This window comes from Myxococcus hansupus, assembly GCF_000280925.3.
Classification (GTDB): domain Bacteria; phylum Myxococcota; class Myxococcia; order Myxococcales; family Myxococcaceae; genus Myxococcus; species Myxococcus hansupus.
The window spans coordinates 3,076,247-3,095,291 of record NZ_CP012109.1; the positions used below are offsets into that span (position 1 = coordinate 3,076,247).

19 protein-coding genes and 1 pseudogene are annotated in these 19,045 nt (G+C 69.3%); 12 read left to right on the forward strand and 8 right to left on the reverse strand.

Annotated elements, in window-relative coordinates; translation table 11 throughout:
* Positions 1–301 precede the first annotated feature (301 nt).
* From A176_RS39880 to A176_RS12165, 4 genes are all read left to right on the forward strand, one after another.
* Positions 302–574 (forward strand): hypothetical protein, encoded by a 273-nt coding sequence (locus tag A176_RS39880; protein ID WP_002638669.1) that lies wholly within the window; start codon positions 302–304, stop codon positions 572–574.
* Positions 575–739: 165 nt separating this feature from the next.
* Positions 740–1,270, forward strand: coding sequence for a hypothetical protein (locus A176_RS12155; RefSeq protein WP_226994290.1), 531 nt, complete (start codon positions 740–742; stop codon positions 1,268–1,270).
* Between the two features lie 75 nt (positions 1,271–1,345).
* Entirely contained in the window at positions 1,346–1,939 is a 594-nt protein-coding gene (locus A176_RS12160; RefSeq protein ID WP_044889081.1) for a hypothetical protein, read from the forward strand.
* A gap of 10 nt (positions 1,940–1,949) precedes the next feature.
* Positions 1,950–2,537, forward strand: coding sequence for a hypothetical protein (locus A176_RS12165; RefSeq protein WP_002638666.1), 588 nt, complete (start codon positions 1,950–1,952; stop codon positions 2,535–2,537).
* Between the two features lie 199 nt (positions 2,538–2,736).
* Here the strand turns inward: A176_RS12165 and A176_RS12170 are convergent, their stop codons facing one another.
* Positions 2,737–4,320 (reverse strand): patatin-like phospholipase family protein, encoded by a 1,584-nt coding sequence (locus A176_RS12170; RefSeq protein ID WP_021780903.1) that lies wholly within the window; start codon positions 4,318–4,320, stop codon positions 2,737–2,739.
* Positions 4,321–4,503: 183 nt separating this feature from the next.
* On the opposite strand from A176_RS12170, the pseudogene A176_RS40545 reads away from it, so the two are divergent.
* Positions 4,504–4,593, forward strand: a pseudogene (locus tag A176_RS40545) (DUSAM domain-containing protein); the annotation flags it as partial.
* A 61-nt stretch (positions 4,594–4,654) separates the two neighbouring features.
* Here the strand turns inward: A176_RS40545 and A176_RS12180 are convergent.
* The 3 genes from A176_RS12180 to A176_RS12190 all read right to left on the reverse strand — a co-directional run bounded on the left by A176_RS12180 (position 4,655) and on the right by A176_RS12190 (position 8,133).
* A complete protein-coding gene (locus A176_RS12180) occupies positions 4,655–5,035 on the reverse strand; it encodes a DUSAM domain-containing protein (protein WP_044889082.1) in 381 nt (126 codons plus the stop codon).
* A 303-nt stretch (positions 5,036–5,338) separates the two neighbouring features.
* Positions 5,339–6,244, reverse strand: coding sequence for a DUF2381 family protein (locus A176_RS12185; RefSeq protein WP_002638662.1), 906 nt, complete (start codon positions 6,242–6,244; stop codon positions 5,339–5,341).
* A gap of 47 nt (positions 6,245–6,291) precedes the next feature.
* Positions 6,292–8,133, reverse strand: coding sequence for a serine/threonine-protein kinase (locus tag A176_RS12190; RefSeq protein WP_002638661.1), 1,842 nt, complete (start codon positions 8,131–8,133; stop codon positions 6,292–6,294).
* Positions 8,134–8,332: 199 nt separating this feature from the next.
* On the opposite strand from A176_RS12190, the gene A176_RS12195 reads away from it, so the two are divergent.
* A complete protein-coding gene (locus A176_RS12195; RefSeq protein WP_021780905.1) occupies positions 8,333–8,671 on the forward strand; it encodes a helix-turn-helix domain-containing protein in 339 nt (112 codons plus the stop codon).
* A gap of 15 nt (positions 8,672–8,686) precedes the next feature.
* On the opposite strand, the gene A176_RS12200 is transcribed toward A176_RS12195, so the two are convergent.
* Positions 8,687–9,856 (reverse strand): serine/threonine protein kinase, encoded by a 1,170-nt coding sequence (locus tag A176_RS12200; RefSeq protein WP_044889084.1) that lies wholly within the window; start codon positions 9,854–9,856, stop codon positions 8,687–8,689.
* A 242-nt stretch (positions 9,857–10,098) separates the two neighbouring features.
* Between A176_RS12200 and A176_RS12205 the strand changes: the two genes are divergently transcribed.
* From A176_RS12205 to A176_RS12220, 4 genes are all read left to right on the forward strand, one after another.
* Positions 10,099–10,875: an SDR family NAD(P)-dependent oxidoreductase gene (locus A176_RS12205; RefSeq protein WP_002638657.1), complete on the forward strand. Its 777-nt coding sequence runs from the start codon at positions 10,099–10,101 to the stop codon at positions 10,873–10,875.
* Entirely contained in the window at positions 10,865–11,656 is a 792-nt protein-coding gene (locus tag A176_RS12210; RefSeq protein ID WP_002638656.1) for a class I SAM-dependent methyltransferase, read from the forward strand. The genes A176_RS12205 and A176_RS12210 overlap by 11 nt, the downstream gene beginning before the upstream one ends.
* 140 nt (positions 11,657–11,796) lie before the next feature.
* On the forward strand, positions 11,797–12,195 hold the full coding sequence (locus tag A176_RS12215; RefSeq protein ID WP_002638655.1) for a hypothetical protein: 399 nt from the start codon (positions 11,797–11,799) through the stop codon (positions 12,193–12,195).
* Positions 12,196–12,308: 113 nt separating this feature from the next.
* Positions 12,309–13,181, forward strand: a complete 873-nt coding sequence (locus tag A176_RS12220) for a hypothetical protein (protein WP_021780906.1) — start codon at positions 12,309–12,311, stop codon at positions 13,179–13,181.
* Positions 13,182–13,187: 6 nt separating this feature from the next.
* On the opposite strand, the gene A176_RS12225 is transcribed toward A176_RS12220, so the two are convergent.
* Positions 13,188–14,723 (reverse strand): ChaN family lipoprotein, encoded by a 1,536-nt coding sequence (locus A176_RS12225; protein WP_002638653.1) that lies wholly within the window; start codon positions 14,721–14,723, stop codon positions 13,188–13,190.
* 114 nt (positions 14,724–14,837) lie between these two features.
* On the opposite strand from A176_RS12225, the gene A176_RS12230 reads away from it, so the two are divergent.
* Together A176_RS12230 and A176_RS12235 are read left to right on the forward strand one after the other, a co-directional pair.
* Positions 14,838–17,651 (forward strand): TonB-dependent receptor plug domain-containing protein, encoded by a 2,814-nt coding sequence (locus tag A176_RS12230; RefSeq protein WP_044889085.1) that lies wholly within the window; start codon positions 14,838–14,840, stop codon positions 17,649–17,651.
* Entirely contained in the window at positions 17,651–18,496 is an 846-nt protein-coding gene (locus A176_RS12235) for a 5'-nucleotidase C-terminal domain-containing protein (RefSeq protein WP_002638651.1), read from the forward strand. The genes A176_RS12230 and A176_RS12235 overlap by 1 nt, the downstream gene beginning before the upstream one ends.
* A gap of 42 nt (positions 18,497–18,538) precedes the next feature.
* Here the strand turns inward: A176_RS12235 and A176_RS12240 are convergent, their stop codons facing one another.
* The gene (locus A176_RS12240) at positions 18,539–18,805 is read right to left on the reverse strand and encodes a TIGR04563 family protein (RefSeq protein ID WP_002638650.1); all 267 of its coding nucleotides are present in this window, start codon (positions 18,803–18,805) and stop codon (positions 18,539–18,541) included.
* Between the two features lie 6 nt (positions 18,806–18,811).
* Entirely contained in the window at positions 18,812–19,015 is a 204-nt protein-coding gene (locus A176_RS12245; RefSeq protein ID WP_002638649.1) for a TIGR04563 family protein, read from the reverse strand.
* Positions 19,016–19,045 lie beyond the last annotated feature (30 nt).

Genomic DNA, 19,045 nt, shown 5'->3' on the forward strand with positions numbered 1-19,045 from the left:
AGCCGTTGTCTCAGGTCAAGAAGCTCACCATCGCCCTCGCCGCTTTCGGGGCCTGGCGCTCGTCGCGGTGGTGGCTGTGGCGGTGGCCGCGGGAACCGCGCCCATGGGCTGGATGCGGACCACGGACGTGGGACAGCTTCCGGAGTTGACCGCCATCCAGGCGCAGTTGTCGTCCCTCGACGCGTGCGAGATGCAGTACGGGAGTCGAAGTCGCGCGAACAGGGTGGGCTCGACGGGTTCTCATAAGACGATTCGGGTCGTGCCCTGCGGGACTCACTCTGCCTTTGGGATCTCCGTCGGGGTGCCGCAGGCGCTGCAGGCGCGCGGTGTCGCCTTCAACCTGAAGCGGGACTCCGTGAAAGCGCCTTGGAAGATCCTGATCGAGAAGGAGGAGACGGCGTTCCCCGCGCTCAAGCAGTCGCTCGAACAGCTCACGCCCCTGCTGCTCACGCAGTATCCGATCGAGCGTCAGCGTGACGCCGACGAGCGGGCGCGGTCGGCACGCGACTGGGCGGCGTACAAGGATGCGGAGCGCGCTCGCAAAGAAGCGGCGAAGAATTCTTATCCGGAGTGAGAACCGCGCCGCTGCGGAGTCCTGCTGATGCGGCTGCCGCCCGAATCCAGTCGGGCGACGCCCGTTGCCCGATTTTCTTTCAAGAGCGAGCTCCTTTAGGGTTCGGCGGCAATGGAAACATCGCCTACGCCGCCCGCGAGAATGTCGCAGGGCAAGAAAATCCTGATGGTCACTTTCGCCGTGTCGCTGCTCGTGGCGCTCATGGCGGTGGTGATCACGGGCCTCGCGCCCATGGGCTGGATGCGGACCACGAACGTGGGACCGCTTCCGGAGTTGGCCGCCGTCCAGGCGCAGTGGTCGTCCCTGGACGCGTGCGAGGTCGAATACGGAGCTCGGAAACGGTTGGGGGGGAAGTGGATGCTCGGTTCCAGGGAGACGGCCTACGTCACGCCCTGCGGGTCCTCTTATCGGGTCTTCGTCAGCGTGCCTCCGGAGCGACAGGTGGACGGCGTCGCCTTCGACATGACGCGGAGCTCGGTGAATGCGCCCTGGAAGATCCTGGTCGTGAAGGAGAAGACCTCGTTCCCCGCGCTCAAAAACTCGCTCGAACAGCTCGCCCCCCACCTCCTCACGCAGTACCCCATCGAGCGTCAACGTGATGCCGACCTGGATGCGCGCTGGGCTCGCGAGCGGGCGGAAAAGAAGGAGGCGGAGCGCACTCTCAAAGAAGCGGCGAAGAATTCTTATCCGGAGTGAACTTCCCGCCTTTTTCACGCGCCCCCCGTTCAGGGGTTTTCGGTGGGTGCGCGTTGCATTTAGGTTCGTGCCCCGATGACTCAAAGAGCGACGCAGCCCGGGCGAAAGTCCGGCAACGCCACCGTCATCCGCCTCCTGGCGGTCGCTGTGTTTGTCGGCCTCATGGGTGGCGGGGCGATGCTGCTCAATGGCGGCGGAATGGGCGGCGGCTTGCATTCCGATGTCGGCGGCAATCCAGAACTGGCGCCGTTCCAGGCGCAGTTACAGGCGTTGAATGCCTGCATCATTGAATACGGCGCGCGGCGAGGCGTGGCGAGGCACCGCTGGTTGGGCTCCTCCAAGTACGTCTCCGTCTCGCACTGTGACGGGCCGTCGGCCTCCTCTGTCTCTATCTCCGTTCCGGAGGAGTTGCAGTCACGCAAGGTCGCCTTCGCCATGAAGCGGAGCTCCAGGTCCGCGGCTTGGAAGGTTCTCGTCGACAAGGAGGAGACCTCGTTCCCGGATCTCAAGCAGTCGCTCCAGCAGCTCGCGCCGCTCCTCGTGGAGAAGTATCCAGAGGAACTCGCCAATGCAGTCCAGCGGCGGGCGGACAGCGAGCGCGCGCAGCAGGAGTACAAGGACGCCGAACGTTCTCGCAAGGAAGCGGCGAAGAACTCCTATACCGAGTGAGTCACTGGACATGAAGACACTGCCTTCGGAGCCGGCGCGGACGTCCGGCAAGGGCGCGATTTTCATCTTCGCCGCGGTCGCGATGGTGGGCGGCGTGGCCGCGACGACGTTCCTGTTGAACCGGAAACCGACCGACATCGGGATGATCGGCAAGACGGACGTCGGGGGCCTGCAGGCGCTGGCCGGCATCCAGGTGCAACTGCGTCCCCTGCGGGCGTGCAGCGCCCAATACGGGGAGCGGGGGAGGCGAGGGAGGACGGGTTCGCACACGGAGGTCATCGTCACCGCGTGTGAGAATGACGGCTTCGGGTTCGTCCGCATCTCTGTCCCCACCGAGCGCCAGGTGGAGCGAGTCGCTTTCAATCTGGCGCGAAACTCCATCTCCGAGCCCTGGAAGATCCTGGTCGAAAAAGATCAGGTGCCCTTTCCGGAACTCGAGCGGGCACTCACGCAGCTCGCGCCCTTCCTCGCCGAGGAGGTTCCCTCGAAGCTGGCCCAAGCCGTCGAGGAGAAGCTCGCGGCTGACCGCGAGTTTCAGGAGCGCAAGGCCGCGGAGCCTGCTCGCAGGAAAGCGGCGCAAGACTCATATCCGGAGTGAGGCGCCGGGCGGAGGGGCCGGGCCCGAGGTACGCGTCCAGGTGCACGTGGCCCCTGGCGTCGAAGCCGACGCCTGCGGTCTCCAGCAGCTCGCGCTGTCGGGCGCCGGAGGTGCGGATGTCGCCCGTGCCGTTGATGATGCGCTGCCGGGGCGCGCTCGTGGCTCGCGAGCCCAGGGCCGCCATGGTGTGGCCCGGCCTTCAGGCGGCCACGGACTGTTGGTCCTCGGGCTGGGGGCGCTGCGGGTTGAGCACGGACCATTCCTGGCGCAGCCGCTCATAGAGGGCGTTGAGCGGCTGGCCCGGGGCCTCGAACTGGCCGGTGTGGTGGTCGATGAGGTGGCGCAGCAGCACGAAGCAGAGGGTGGCCGCGCCGGCGGACTCCACGGCGGTGAACTGGCGGGCCTGCGTGAACCAGAGCGTGGTGGGCATCTGGCAAGCTTGGGTGCCCAGCGCGACCAGGTGCGGGCCGGGCTTGAGCCACGGGTGCTTCGCGAACAGGTGGGGGCGGTCCACGGTGAGCGCGGTGATGAGGTTGGACACGCGCCGGTCCTTGAAGCGGCGGTCCTGGTAGAGCTGACTGAAGACGAGGCCGCGCACGCGCTTCATGAACACCTGCGACGTCATCGCCAGCATCGATGTGACGCGCAGGACGAGCATCTGTGCGAACTCCAGCACCGTGAGCTTCTTGAACGAGGGCCAGACGTCCAGGTCCATCTGCCGCTTGAGGAGCGCCATGACGTCGTTGAGTCGCGCGCGCGCCCAGACCAGCGCGGTGGCCGCCGCCGCGCTCATCAGGCCGGGAATCAGATACAGGAAGTAATCGCTCGGGGACCAGGCACCCTGGCTCGCGGTTTCGAAGCCGCGCCACGCGAGGATGGCGGCGGAGGCCAGCGTCAGCGCGAACAGGCCATAGGCCATCCAGGAGACGCCATCGAGCGTCACCCAGCCGCGCTTCGTGGGGTTCTCCGGGACGTCGTACATGCGCGGGCTCTGGGTGCTCACGTCGGAGATGATCAACGTGGGCGGCGGTTCGGACGCGCCATACGCCAGCATCAGGCTGTCGATGCCCTGGTTGTCATAGATGCCGCCATCCATCAGGGGCAGTCCGCCCTCGAACTTCGGGCCCAGCTCCTGCTTCGCCGTGTCGAGCGGGTAGTCCTGGGGCCAGTGGAACTGCTGGGGGAAGACGAGGGGCTCGAAGCCGCCGGGGAAGCAGGACGATGCGGCGGCGATGTCCGCCAGCCGCACGTGCTGGCCCACGGAGCGGGGCACCCGGTAGCCGTTGTTGCCCAGCAGCGCGCCGGGCCTGTCGCTGCGGCGGAAGCGGAAGTCCAGGCCGGTGTGGAACTCGGTGGTGTTGAAGATGGCCTCCTTCAACTGCACGCGGTCCGAGTCCAGGACCGCGCCCAGTCGCCGGTCGCCCAGGAAGTCGGGCCGCGCGTAGATGTCCGAGGCGGAGCGGATGAGGCTGGCCCACGCGTGGCTGCCGTGGTCACGGTTCGACGTGAGTCCGGTGAGGGCCTCGGCGATGACGTTGGTGCGCTGGAGATAGCCGGAGTAGCCGGCATGGAACTCGCGGAACGACTTGCCTTCCAACTGGCTCGTCACCCAGGCCAGCCCCGTGAGCGTGCCGCCGGACACGGTGGACAGACCCACCACGTCGGGGAGCAGCCCCACGGCGTCCAGAAGGCGCAGCGCCCCCAGGTGGAAGGCCGCCGCGCGGTAGCCACCCCCTGACAGTGACAAGGCGAGCGGTCCGAGAGACGTGGGTTCTGGGCTCATGTGGGAGTGTCCTGGGGCGCCGCGAGGGAGACACTGTTCAGCATAGGACAGTTGCGTCGCGAGGATGACAGGGGCGGTATCGGTCCGTGCCGCGCGTCAGGTCGCGGCGACTGGGAGGCCCATCAGGCAGGGAGGTACGTGTCGAGACGGGCTCTCCAACCCGACGAAAGCGCAGCCGTCCTCGTGAGGGAGATTGCGTCCCGCATCACCAATGGCTCGCGCCGCCTGTCCCGCATGTTGGTTGAAGTGGACCGCCGTCGCGATGCCGGCGACGTAGATGGCGCCCGGCAACTGCTCCACGACGCCCTGGCGGTCGAAGTGGTGCACCACCACGCTACGGCTCGTCCGCCATTTCTTCGAGCTGACCCTGTGCCGTCGCTCGGTAGCGCGGTACCTCCTCGACGGCGAGCACATCTCGCATTTCCTGGCGGGCGCTGTCGAAGTCTCCGGCCTTCTGGTGGCGGTACATCCTGTGTAACGCGTCCATCAATCTGTTGGACCCGTCCGTGATGCGTCGCGAGGTCTCGTTGAGGAGGTCCAAGGCGCCCGCCTCTGTCGTGAGCGCGCGCGCAGCATTGGCATCGCTGATGCCTACTTCTCGCGCTGTGCGCCGGAGGAGTGCGCGCACATCCTCGTCAAGGACGAGTGGCGCCCCCTCCCGGATGACCCGGCGTGCCAGCGCGCGGATGGGGTCCCAGTCAACCTTTTCGGACATGCGTCACCTCTTCCACAGTCATCTTGACGCCGGCCATGTGAGAGGCGGCTTCGCTCGCCGTAAGACCGCACATTTCGGGCATGCCTGGGTTTCGTTGGATGCAGCACGAGACAGTGTCAGTGCAGGTTGCCAGCGCGTAGGCATCGCGGCGACTCGCCGTGCCGGTGGCAGTGCTGGAGCAGCCCAGCGGCTGGGGTAGGCTGCCCCCTGGTCTCTGTGTTGGTGGCCGAGTCCCATTCGATTGGCCCTGCTCCAACGTCGTGGATATCGGCACTGGCGTGATGCGCTCGGCTGGCTCGTCGCTCACGGGAACTCGATGTTGCCGAGGATGACGGGGCGCTTGCCGTCCTCTCCCCACAGCGTCAGGGTGAAGGGGCCTCGTGGTGCGACTTCCACGGGCTCGGTCTCCACCAGGATGTCCATTTCGTCGCCGGGGTTGATGGCGGCCGGGGCCCATACCCGCGCGATCTTCAACTCCGCGCCATCGGGACCGACCAATGCCGCGCCGGTGACTTGCCAGGGCTTCGCACCCAGCGGGTTCTTCAGGCCCACGACCACCAACATGCTCCGGGCCCGGAAGGTCATCCCGGCCCGAAGCACCAGGCTGTTCCTCGCGTGTCTCCGGACGTCCAGAAGCTCTCGTGTGGCGACGCCTGCGCCGCCCATGACTCCACTCACCCACAGCCCCATCAAGCCACCGGGGCGCGCCTGCGCCGCGCGCAGCCGCGCGTTCTCCTCACGCAGTTCCTGAAGCGTCCGCTGCGTCTCGCGCAGTTCCCGTTGGAGCGAGGCCGCTGTGCGCGCTCGCCGGAAGATCTCCACCTGCCGCTCCGCTCGCGCGGGCGTCGCCACGACGAGGTGGAGCGTGGCCTGGGTAGGGACCGCTCCGTCCGCGAAGTACACCGTGAGCGAGGCGCGGGATTCGTCAGTCACGGGCTCCTCTGGCACCAAGATGAGGAGTTCACCGTCCACGACCCGGCGGAAGCTCCCTGGGCCAGTCGTCTCGGCGCGTACCAGGGGCGTGTCGAAGCGCAACACCGTGACGACGCCTTCTCCAACCCGGATTTCAGGCGGCTGGCCGCACCACGCATCGCCCAACGCAATGGGACGCTCCGTCGACTCACGGCAGGAGGTGGGCTGGGCGTACGCGGGCTCCGCGGGCAGGGCCGCGAAGGCAAGGGCAATCAGGATGGGCAGTGGCGTGAACACGGACAATCACTTCCCTGACATGCGGAACAGGCCGGTGGTGGAGGCCACTATTCGAAGCGACTCACGGCGTAGACCACGGCGGTGTTGCTGACCGTGGCGCTGCCAGGGCCCGGGTCGCGGCCTTTTCGCCGGATGCCGCGGACCCCGTACTGCTCGACCATCTCCAGGCACACGGGGATGTAGTCCCCTCCACGGGTGTAGGCCTGGGTGAAGCGGCCGTAGACGCGGTCAGCGAAGATCAGCTCGCCCACGGCCTTGCCGGACGTGAGGGCTCCGAAGTTCGTGCTGAGTTCGACCTGGACGCGGCCCTCCCGGACGGGGACCGGTTCTCCAAAATCCTTCGCGTCGACGAAGATGAGGCCGGTTCTATCCCCGATTCGGATTCCGGCCTTCCTCATCGCCTCCACCGCGCCGGGCGGGCAGGGCTCTCCGGGCGGCGCCGTGCGCACCTGCGGGCCGCTGGGGCAACCCAGGCCCGAGCAGGCGGCGACGGCCACCATCGTCCGGGCCGCGGCCTTGAGGGCCCGCGCGCTGGAGGCGGGCTGCGGGGGAGTCGTCACGCTGTCGGGCATCTGCTTCACGGGGAGCTCTTCCTTCTTCGGGGGCGCCACCTCGGCGGTGGCGGCCGCGAGGGTGGACCCAGGGCTGGGCAGGGTCGCGGCCTGCTCACTTTCCGGCGGGCCACCGGGCAAAGCCACTTCCCGGATGGCCTGGGGCATCTCGTCAGGTGTGGGCGCCGCCACCCAGTGCCACGTGCCCACCACGCACGCCAGTCCGGCGAACAGCACGGCCCACCGCGCGGCGTGGCGGCGCGCAGGCCCCCGGGGCGGCGAGGCGTCGGAAGCACACAGCTCCAGTGGCGCCTTGTGGGGCAGGGGGCCTCGCCTGGGCGCGGCCCAGTGGGCGTCACCCGCCTCGACCCACATCACCAGCGCGGCGTCGTTGTCGTCCTCGGACCTGGCGCCGAGGGTGGGAGCCTCGGCACCCTGCCGCCACTCGCACAAGGGCGCGTCCCAGGTCGCGTCCGCGGTCGCGAGCGCATGCTCCACGTCGACAGTCAGCGCCGCCGCGCTCCCTCGGGCTTCGGCATCCTTCGCCAGCATCCGCAGGCACAGCTCGCTCAGCGCTGCGGGCACGCGTGGGTTCACCGCGTGGGGAGCGCGAGGCACCTCGGAGATGACGGCCTCGACCTCCGAGGGCGTCACCACGTCCAGGAAGGGAGGGCGGCCAGTGAGCATCCAGTAGAGGACGACCCCCAGCGCGTAGACGTCATCGGCGGGGCCACACCGGTACTTCGGGCACGTGGCGCTGCTGCTGCCTCTGCGAAACGCCAGCGCCTCCGGGCTGCGGTAACGCAGGGTGCCCGGTGGCAGGACGCCCTGGGTGATGCGAGGCGCTCCAGCGAAGTCTCCCACGCCGAAGTCGACCAGGACGGGCTCCCCGTCCGACTCCCGCACCATGACGTTGGACTCCTTGAGGTCGCGATGCACGACGCCCGCCGCGTGCGTGGCCTCCAGCCCCAGGGCCATGCCGCGCAGCAGCCGTGCCACCTGCCGCGCGCTGGGGTTCTCCTCTTCCACCCACTGGTGCAGCGTCCGCCCTCGAACGCATTCCATCGCCAGGTAGAACAGCCGCGGCGCTTCGCCCGGGTATTTGCCACAGGCACGAAAGCCCACGACGTTGGGGTGGCGCAGCCGCAAGAGGATGGCGCATTCGCGCTCCGGCCACCCAGCCATCTGCTGGAGGTCCTGGAGCTTGAGCGCGACCTCCTCTCCGTCGCGCATCGCGAGGTACACGTCTCCGCACGCGCCGCTGCCCAGTCGCTTGCCCAGGGCAAAGCCCGCGATGCGTGTCCCCGGCGAAGCTTCTCGCCTCTGCGCTGCCGCCATGCCGTCTCCCAGGAGCTTCCCACCCGGCGGGTCCAACCTCGAATGTCACTCGACGCGAGCACGACCCTGCCGGGAGGATGCCGTTCCCGTGGCTGACGGGGAAGGCCAAAATGCTTCCTCATGAGTGGGCCTGAAAGGTTTAGGGCCACATGACGCCACCCGCGGCCACCGGGCTTTGGGCTAGGCTGCCGGGCGAGCCATGGACGAAGAACTGGGAGCGACTTTTGGAAAGGCCGTGCGCGAGGCGCGAGCGCGGCTGGGGTTGACGCAGGCCGAAGTGGCGGCGCTGTTGGACATGCACCCCATGGTCTACAGCCGGATGGAGCGGGGGAAGATGCTGCCGCGGGTGTCCACGCTCCGGAAGGTGGCCATGGTGCTGCGCACCTCCACGGATGAGCTGCTGGGGCTCTCCCGCGAGGGCCGGCCGGGCGCCAGGAAGCAGTCCTCGCTGCAGCGGAGGTTGGCGACGCTCTCGGAAGGTCTGGACGAAGAGAAGCTCAAGGCGCTCGTCGTGATGGCGAGCGCCCTGTCTCGTTAGCGTCGGGGACGGGCCTCAGGTGTCCTTGGGGCCGCGCCCTGGCAGTTCGTGGGACTCGAGGCCCGAGGGAAAGAGGCTCTCGTCGAGCAGCTCGACCTCGTCGCGCACCGCGCTGGCGTCGCTGATGAGCCGCGCCAGTTCATCCGCCACGTCGGCCCTTCCGAAGGGGCGGCCCGTGCGGCGGATGGCCTGGACGAGGCACTCCCGGAGCGCCAGGCACACTGCTCCCGCCGAGCCGAAACGCTTCGACACGTCCTTGTGCAGCATGCCGTGAAGGACGGCCCGCACGTCGTGCGGCAGGCTCGCGGCGGCTCGCTCGACGTCCTGGGGGCCATGGTCCTCCATCGCCATCAGCATCTGCGTGAGCGGCAGGGAAGGGGGCTCCTCCAGTCGCAGTTCCCGTGACTTCGCGCGCGGTGGCTCCAGCGAGTCGGGCGCGGCGGCGAACAGGTGTCTCCCCGTGGCCAGCTCCAGCAGCACCAGCCCCAGCGAGAAGAGGTCCGAGGCGGAGGTCAGCGTCGTGCCCGCGAGGTACTCCGGCGAGGCATAGGCCACGTCGCCCTTGAGCAAGGCCCCGGCGGTCTCCTCCCTCCCAATCAGGTGCGAATAGGCCACGCCAAAGTGCGTCAGCTTCACCTCGCCCGTTCGCGCGACCCGCACGTTGCGCGGGCTGACATCGCGATGAATCAGCCCCAGGGAGCGGCCCTGCTCATCCTTGAGCGAGTGAGCGTGATGCAGGGCGTCCGCCAGCTCCGCGGCGACATGGAGCGCGAAGGCCAGGGACACCGGCCTTCCGCGCATGGCCATCAGATTCAGGACGGTCTCCAGTGAGGGGCCGTTCACGTGCTCCATGATGATGTACGGCCTGCCCCGGTGGATCTTGAAGTAGTGCACCTGGGCGATGGTGGGATGGTGGAGCCGGTAGGCCAGTTGCACTTCCTCCACCAGCCGGTGCCGGCGCGCGGAGCTGGCGGGGCTGCGCACTCGCTTGATGACGACGGGGCCCGAAAGCCCGTGCCGCTGGTAGCGGTCGGCCAGGAGCAACTCCTCCCCGTTGGCACGTCGCTCCAGCGTGCGGACGAATTCGAACCGCGTGTGCTCCACGGAGAAGAGCACATGCCTCCGTTCGAACCTGATGATGGAGGGGTGGTCCCGGGTGGTGGTCGTGGGGTGCTGAGAGGCCAAGGGCGGCTCCTGGATATAAACCTAAGAGGATTAGGTGTAGATAAGCACCAAGCGGGCCTGGAGCGGAAGCGGGTCCCGGTGCGGGGTGCCCGGCAGGATTTTTCCGCTGGCCTTCGTGTCAGCGGACGGGCTCTTGTCAGGAGCCGGGGCCTTTTCTCGTCGTGAGCCGCCGGACGCCACCGGTGTGCCCGGGACTCCGCGACAAGCGGCCCCGTGAATGCACGACCGAGGAGAACACCCGGATGGACACGGAGCTGCAGGGCAGAGGCGTCCTGGTCACGGGCGGCGCTGGAGGCATCGGCACCGCCCTGGTCCACACCTTCGCGGAAGAAGGCGCGAAGGTCGCGGTGCACTACCACTCCAGTACCGAGAAGGCCCAGGCACTGGCGCGCGAGGTCGGCGGCGCCGCGGTGCGCGCGGACCTGACGGTGGAGTCAGACGTGGACGCGCTCGTCCCCGCGGCGGTGGCCGCGCTGGGGCGGCTGGACGTGCTGGTGTGCAACGCGGGCGTCTGGCCCGCCCCGGATGAGCCCCTCTGGGAGATGTCCCTGACGCGCTGGCGCCGCACGCTGGCGGAGAACCTGGACAGCGTCTTCCTGTGTTGCCGCGCCTTCCTCCGGCACGTGGCCACCACGAAGACGGGCAACATCGTCATCATCAGCTCCACCGCGGGGCTGTTCGGTGAAGCAGGCCATGCCGACTACGCCGCCGCCAAGGGCGCGCTGGCGAGCGGCTTCCTCAAGAGCCTCAAGAACGAACTGGGCCGCATCGCGCCCCTGGCCCGCGTCAACGTCGTGTGCCCGGGATGGACGGCGGTGGACCGCAGCCGCGACAAGCTGGCGCAGCCGGGCTTCGTCGAGCGCGTCACGCGGACGATGCCGCTGCGCAAGGTGGCCGAGCCCGTGGATGTGGCGCGAATGGTGGTGTCGCTCGCGTCGGACCGAATCTCCGGACACGTGACCGGTGAAGTCGTCACGGTGGCCGGAGGCATGGAAGGAAGGGTGTTGCATGACGACTGAATCGGACGTGCGGAAGTACAACCGCGAGGCGTGGAATCACCAGGTGGCCACGGGCAACAAGTGGACGCTTCCCGTGAGCCCGGAGGTCATCGCGGCCGCGCGGCGGGGCGACTGGAGCGTGGTCCTCACCCCGACGAAGCCCGTTCCGCGCGAGTGGTTCGGTGACATCCAGGGCAAGGACCTCCTGTGCCTCGCGGGCTCGGGTGGGCAGCAGGCCCCGGTGTTCGCGGCGGCGGGCGCCCGGGTGTCGGTGCTGGACAACTCCCCCGCGCAGCTCGGCCAGGACCGCCTGGTGGCGGAGCGCGAGGGCCTGGCGCTGCGGCTGGTGGAGGGCGACATGCGCGACCTCTCCGCCTTCGAGGACGCGAGCTTCGACCTCATCTTCCACCCGTGCTCCAACTGCTTCGTGGACGCGGTGCGCCCCGTGTGGCGTGAGGCGGCGCGCGTGCTGCGTCCTGGCGGTGTGCTGCTGTCCGGCTTCACCAACCCCGTGAACTACCTGTTCGACCTGGCCTTGGAGAAGCAGGGCATCTTCACGTTGAAGTACCGGATGCCCTATTCGGACTTCACCAGCCTGTCCGACGAGGAGCGCCGCCGCTTCACGGATGCGAACGAGCCGCTCTGCGTGGGCCACTCCTTGGAGGACCAGATTGGCGGACAGGTGGACGCGGGGCTCGCCGTCGTCGGCTTCTTCGAGGACTCGTTCGGTCCGGAAGATGCCCTGTCGCGGTACTACAACGGCTTCATCGCCACCCGCGCGGTGAAGCTCCCCACGCGGTAGGTCGTGGGGCAGGGGAGCCGGCGCGAAATGGCATTCGCTTCAGCGGATTTAACCTTTCGCGCCGCGCGGGGTTTTTCAGGGCATGAGGCGCCGGGAAGGCCGGTTTCCGGCGCCTCCGTCAACCTGAGGAGCCCACCACCATGAAGCTCATGACCACGCTGCGTTCCGTTGCCGTTGCCTCGCTGTTCCTCGCCGCTCCCGTGCTGGCCCAGACGGCCACGCCCGAGTCCGCCAATCCCCCCGCCGAGGGCAAGGGATACGGAGGGCACCACCGGCACAAGGGCAAGAAGCACGGCCACAAGATGGCCCGCATGGCGGAGCGGATGGACAAGGCCGTGGCGGAGGGGCGGCTGACCCAGGCCCAGGCGGACCAGTTCAAGGCGGAGGGCAAGCAGCTCCGGGAGGAGCTCCAGGCCCAGCGCGAGGCCGCTGGCGGCAAGCTCTCCGACGCGCAGAAGGACGAGGCGCGCGCGAAGATGCGCGCCTTCAAGGCGAAGGTGAAGGAGGCCATGCACGCCAACGCGCCGCAGAAGACGTAGTTTCTGAATCATGACAGGGGGCCCGCCACCCAGGCCCGCCATCGCGAATCATGGCGGCGGGTGGGGCGGCTGGCGCAGAATGGGCGGACCCGACGTCCTGGACGAGGTCCCCCATGCGCGTATCCCTGGTTATGACGTTCGCCGTTCTCCTGCTTGGGTGCGGAGCGCACGCGGGCCGTGCGCGGTTGCAGGACGCGGTGCCCCTCCCGGATGACGCGGAGTTGATCCGGGTCCAGTCGCGCGCGATGTCCATCTACGACACGGTGCGCGCGGCGGCCTTCGCCACCGAACAGATGCGCGTCCAGGGGGATGGAGACGCCGACCCGGGGGAGTGGTTCTTCACCGTGCCGCTCGAGGACGGCTGGTACTCCCTCTTCGGCGTGTTGGATGGCGCGGGGACCTTCACCCCGGCGCACGCCTACAAGGCGCCGCTGGAAGACGCCGAGCAGGTGGAGCCGCTGGCGCTGGAGGCGCTTCCCAGGGACTTCAGTCCCGAGGCCCGCGCGGTCCAGGCGTCGATGGTTGCGAGCGTGGAGGCCTTCCAGCGGCACACCATCAGCCCCGTCGTGGTCCTGGAGGACGACGGCGACATCTCCGTGTACGTGCTCCAGGGTTCGATGGACGCGACGCGCTTCGCCCTCGGCGGCGACATGCGCTTTCGCTACGGCCCGGACGGATTCACGCAGCGGGAGGCGGTGAAGCTGCACTCTCGCGTCTTCGACATCGACACCCGGCCTCGTCAGAAGGGGGAGCTGTATGAGGGCTCGGCCCACGACCACGTCCTCTTCGGGGGGCCCCTGGAGACGGAGTTGGCGATGGTCATGCTCTACCCGGAGCTGGGACTGGTGGCGGTGGTGCATCCCTCGCACCCCGTCGCGTACGTCCTCACGCCCAGCGGGGCCATTCGGGTGATGACCCAGGCGCCCGCTCAGCGCAGGGTGCTGCAGCCGGACGGGACGTTCGCGCCCATCGACAGCGACACGTAGTCCGCCTCAGAGGCCCAGGCGCTCCGCCCAATGGAAGTACGCGGCGCGAGGATCCACGAAGGGGTCCCGGAACAGCGCCTGGACCTCCGCCTTGTCGACCTGACCCGCGTCGAAGGCCTGGTACAGCCCGTCGCCGAGCAGGTAGCCCAGCGCATGGCTGACGCCATGGAACAGGCGGTCCTTGCGCAGGGGGAGGAGCTTCACGGCCTCCTCGGGGGCTTCCGACTCCGTGGCCTTGTGCGCCAGGACGAAGGCGGCGATCTGCCGGTCCACGCCACGGCTCTCACCGAAGCGCTTCGCCCACTCCGCGACGCCCAGGCAGGTGCGCCGGGGGTTGACGAGCTTCGAGCCGAAGAAGCCCAGCGCCTCTTCCAGGCAGCGCGCGTAGAAGGCCTCCGACGCGTTGCGAGGCGCGTCCATGGCGTCACCCACGGCGCAGTGACGGACGAAGTGCGCCGCCTCCTCCGCCGCGTGGTTCAGGGACAGCGACGCGAGGTAGGCCATTCGCGCGCGTGGGATGTAGCTGCTCTCACGCGACAGGATGTGCCGGCGGAGCTGGGCGAGCTCGGTTTGAGTGAAGCGTCCGCGCCGTTGGATGCGCGCCAGGACGTCGCCGTCCGCGGCGGTGACCACGTCCACGGTGTCCAACGCCCGGCCCACGGACACGCCCGCGAGCCGGCCGATCAACGAGGACATCTCCCGGAAGCGCTCCGCGGCGCCACGGTCGAGCAGGGGGGCGTCGCCGGCCTCCGCCTCCAGGTAGTCCAGGAAGCTCTGCTGGCACACGACGGGCGACGCGTTCATCAGGCACAGGGCGCCGTCCGCGAGTTCCACGGCCTCCACGGCGCCCGCGCGGCCCTCTCGCGCCAGCCGCCACCAGATGCCTTCGGCGTTCTGGTACAGGATGAGTCCCTTGCGCGTCTCCGCGCCCAACGCGCGCTCCACCTGCGCGGGGAGGTGGCAGGGCGCGACGTGGTACTGGCCCACCAGCACCATGACGAGGGGCCTGTCGGACGCGCGGGCGGCGCGGGCGATGCGCTCGGCCGCGTACGCATCCCGCAGCTCCAACGAACGTTCGCCCTGGGCCCGGCGGTCGATGCCCACCACCTCCAGCTTGTGCTTGCGCGCGAAGGCGAGCAGGGCGCGTGAACCGGAGCCGGTGCCCGGGCCCAGCTTCGCCAGCAGGGAGCGCTCCGTGATTCGGCCCGCCCGCCACGCATCCACCGTGGCCTGGTGACGGCCTTCCACGCACTCGAGCGCCATGATGACGCGGCGGCCCGAGGCCACGGCCCGCTCCACCAGTGTGAGGTACGTTTCCTGCGCGAGCGGGAGCGTGTGGTAGTCGCCGACGTAGACCACGTCCGCGGCCTGCACCTGCTGGTACACGGCGGGCAGGGTGGTGAGGTTCCGATAGGCCGTGGTGCGCCGCCGGAAGCGGGCCTCGTAGGCACGGAAGGATGCCGTCTGTCCGTCCACCACTCGGGCGATTTGCGCGCGCTGGCGTCGGAACAGGGCGAGGTGCAAGGCGAGCGAAGCGCGCATGGAGTGCCGCAATCCCTCGCACGGCGCCGTGGACCCGGCAAAAAAACGGCGGCCCCGGGTGTCGGGTGCGTTCCTTGACTGTGCGTGACGGGCAAAGGACCATGGTCCTCAGCCTTGAGAACTGCACACGCTCGCGCGACCCTTCTCAGCCTGGTCCTCATGATGGCGGTGCCCGGCCGCGCCGAGGAGCCGGGGCTTCTGCATTCTCCTCCAGAGCGCGCCGAACCCCGCGTCGCGCTCCCGCTCGATGCCACGCTGGTGGAAGGCCGCCGCGTGCTCGAGCTGTATGTCCGCTACCGCGGCCCTGGTGAGCCCTACGCCCGCCGGCCCATGGAGCGCGAATACGGCGACCTGTACCGCGCCATGATTCCCGCCGAGCACGTCGTGCCGCCGGGCTTCGAGTACTACATCGAGGGCCTCACCGCGGACGGCGAGCGCGTCCCGCTCTTCCAGTCCGCGTCGCGTCCCGCCCGGGTGCTCGTGGGCGGCGAGACGCCGGCCAGCGCCTCCGTCGCGCGGCCCCCGCCCCCTCCCGAGCGCCGCCCCGCGCCGGGCAAGGCGCCCCGCACGGCGACGCCGGAGCGTCCCCCCGCGCCGGAGCGCACGCCTCCTCCCGAGCGTCCCCGCGCCAACGCGCAAGCCGCGGCGCCTCGCTCGGATGCGCCCCGGAAGGTGGATGACTCGATGGCGGCGCTCACCGCGGACCTGCCCTCGGAGTCCGCCTCCGAGCCCGTGGAGTCCACCCGCGCGCCCCGCGCCTCGGCGTCCACCGTGGCGACGCCCGCGCCACGGGCGGCCGCGCCGGCCCGTTCGGAGCTGGAGGAGGACCTGGCCCTCTACAGCGCCGAGGACACGCTGGCGCTGGCCACGCGCCACGAGGCGACGGTGCGCACGGTGCCCGCCATTGGCGCTTCGTTCGGCCGCCAGCAGCTCCGCTCCCTGGGCGCGCGCACCGTGGCGGACGTGCTGGACGTGGTGCCGGGCCTGTCCGTGAGCCGCGACGTGCAGGGCTTCCACCGCACCGCCATCCGCGGCCTGCGCAACGACGCGGAGGTGCTGTTCCTCCTCAACGGCCACCGGCTCAACAACTTCTTCGACGGCAAGGCGCTGATGAACCTGCCGGTGGAGAACCTGGAGCGCGTGGAGGTCATCCGCGGCCCGGGTTCCGCGCTGCACGGCGCGGGGGCCTTCCTGGGCGTGGTCAACATCGTGACGGACCGCACGGATGGTGTCCGCTCGGCCGTCTCCGTCGGTGGGTTCCCCGGTCAGGAGGACCGCATCGCGGCCACGGGCAACGGCCATCTCTCCGCCGGGCACACGGCGGGTGACCTGCGCCTCTTCGCGGACGTGGACGTGTGGAGCCAGGCGGGCGATTCGACGCTCATCGAGAACGACGGGCTCGACGACGAGTCGATTTCGCAAGGGCTGCGCGACGTGGCGGACCCGGCCGGCCGGACCCGCGACGATCGCTTCCTCTTCAACGCGGGCGCGGGCGCCTCCTACGCCATGGGCAGCGCGGGCCGTCTGGCGGCTTCCGCGCGGTACCTCACGGAGCGCCGCAGCGCCCTGTTGGGCCTGTTCGACGCCGTGGGCGAGGACTCGAAGCTGGGCTGGAACGTGTTCCTCGCGGACCTGACCTGGGAGCGCAACTTCGGGCCCGACGTGACGCTGCGGGCCCGGGCCGCGTATGACCAGCAGTCCACCGACCGCTTCTTTCAAATCACGCCCCGCCGGTTCACCACGGGCTCGGGCGCGAGCCGGCTGTTCGAGGAGGGGATGCAGGAGCAGACGCGCGTCGCCGTGCGCTCGCTCACCGGAAGCATGGACGCCGACGTGGCCTTGAGCGCCTACAACCGCCTGTCCCTGGGCGCGGTGGTGGAGCAGCAGACGCTGGGCACCTACGAGTACGAGACGAACTACACGCTGGACGCGCAGGTGCGTCCGGAGGGGCTGACGCGGCCCGAGGGCCTGGTGGACCTGGTGGGAGGCCCCGCGTCCCGCCGGCTCAACGTGGGGCTCTTCGCGCAGGACCAGTGGACCGTCGTCAACGCGCTCACGCTGACGTTTGGCGTGCGCATGGATGCCACCCAGTTGCCCACGGTGGATGGCTCGGGCGCCATCAACGGCACGCGCTTCGTGCCCACGCTCAACCCGCGCGTGGGCCTGGTGTTCGCCGCCACGGACGCGCTGGTGCTCAAGGCCCTGTATGGCCGCGCCTTCCGCGCCCCCACGCTGCAGGAGCTGGTCGAGCGCATCCCCGACACCGAGTACAACCAGGGCCGCTTCGAGGGGAACCCGCGGCTGCAGCCCGCCACGGTGGACACCTTCGAGCTGGGCGCCGACCTCATCCAGGCCGCCGGTGACGCGCGCGTGCGGCTGCGCGCCAATGCCTACGTGGCCTTCTTCGGCTCGCCCATCGTCCCCGTGGACACGTCCGGCAACATCGTCCCGCTGCGCAACCGCGAGCTGGGCGTGCGCGTCTATGGCGTGGAGGGCGAGGCGCGGCTGGAGGCGTCCAAGCGCGCGTATGTGTGGCTCAACGCCAGCATCTCCCGCGCCGAGGACCTGGAGCTGCCGGCCCAGTCCCGCCTCCTCACCGACACGCCGCAGGCGCGCTTCAACGCGGGCGTGTCCATGCCCATTGGCGCGTATGTGAATTTCGACGTGGTGGTGCGCACGGGCGCCGAGCGGCGCAACAACAGCCGCTCCGTGCTGGAGCTCATCCGCCGCTACAAGATTCCCTCGTACAGCCTCATCACCGCGCAGCTTCGCACCGAGCCCATCCTGGACCACTTCGAGGTGGCCCTGGTGGCGCACAACCTGTTCGACAACGACCTGCGTGATGACGTGCCCCGCCCGGACCGCGTGCCGGGGCTGTTGCCGCGCGAAGGCATGTCCGGATTCCTGACCGTGAGGGCTCAGTACTGATGCCGCGCTCCCGCTCCGTGATTGCTTCGCTCGCCCTCGCCTTGGGGGCCTTCCATGGCGGCTGCATCGCCTACAACGATTCGTGCCAGCCCCTGGTGGACGACCCCGATGCCGTCGTGGGCTACCTGGGACACGACGTGCTGCTCGACAAGGTGTTCACCCGGCACGACAACAACGCGCTGGGCCAGCTCGTCGCGGATGCCTTGATGCACGCGGAGGATGATTCGCAGACCCCGGCGCAGTTGGGCATCGTCAACGGCGGGTCGCTGCGTCAGGAAGGCATCTGCGTCACGCGCACGTCGCTGCGCCGGGGGCCGCTGACCGACGGCGTGCTGCACGAGCTCATCCTCTTCGAGAACCTGGTGGTGACGGTGGACCTCACCGAGCAGGAGCTCGTGAACCTGATGGAGCACTCCGTCGGCGCGCTCTACCGGGCAGGGGAGAGCATCGCGTCGCCCTCGGGCGCCTTCCTGCACGTGTCGGAGGGCACCTCGCTGAGCGTGGACTGCAGCCGTCCGCGCGGCTCGCGCGTCGTGTCGATGCGAGTGGGGGCGCGGCAGGTGGAGCTGAACCCGGCCTTGAACGCCGTCTCCGGCCTCCGCTACCGCGTCGCGATGAACGCGTACCTCCTGGATGGAGGTGACGGCTACGGCACGGTGCTGGGCAACGCGGGGAAGGATCCGGACCGCAACCCGGTGCAGGCGCGGATGCTCGGCGGCACGGAGGCCAACATCACCTCGGCGTACATGAAGACGAAGCACCCCACGCCCGTGCAGGCGCTGCAGGAGGAACAGCGAATCGTCTTCCAGAACTGCGAACTGCCCGCGCGGCCCGCGGGCAGGTGAGGCTGGGAGGCCGGGCCGTGACGAAGGCCCGGCTTCCGCCGCCTACTTGGGCTCGTCCGAGGGCGTGGCCACTGCAACGGCCGTGGCGGGCTGGGCGGGCGCGGGTGCCGGAGCCGGTGCGGGACGCGGCGGCGGGCTGAGCACGTCATTGACCGAGGGCATCTTCCGGATGTCCCCACGCGCGACCTTCCACGCCTGCTGGACAATCCAGGACAGCGAGCGGTCCTGACGGGTCGCTTCGCGCTGGATCTCCTCCAGCATGTCCTCGGGGAAGTAGAGACTCTGCTTACGATGGTCCGTCGTTGCCATCCGTCGTTACTCCTCCCGAGGGTCCTGGCGCTCGTCGCCAGTCACATCGTTGACGGCGGGGAACGACTTGATTCGCTCGCGGGCGATCTTCCACGCTTGCTGAACGACCCACGAAAGAGAGCGGTCCTGTCGGGTCGCTTCCTCCTGGATTTCCTTCAGCATCTCCTCGGGGAAGTACAGCGACTGCTTGCGCTTGTCGGTGCCTGCCATACTTGGGTCTCCGGGGCGGATTCGGGGTGA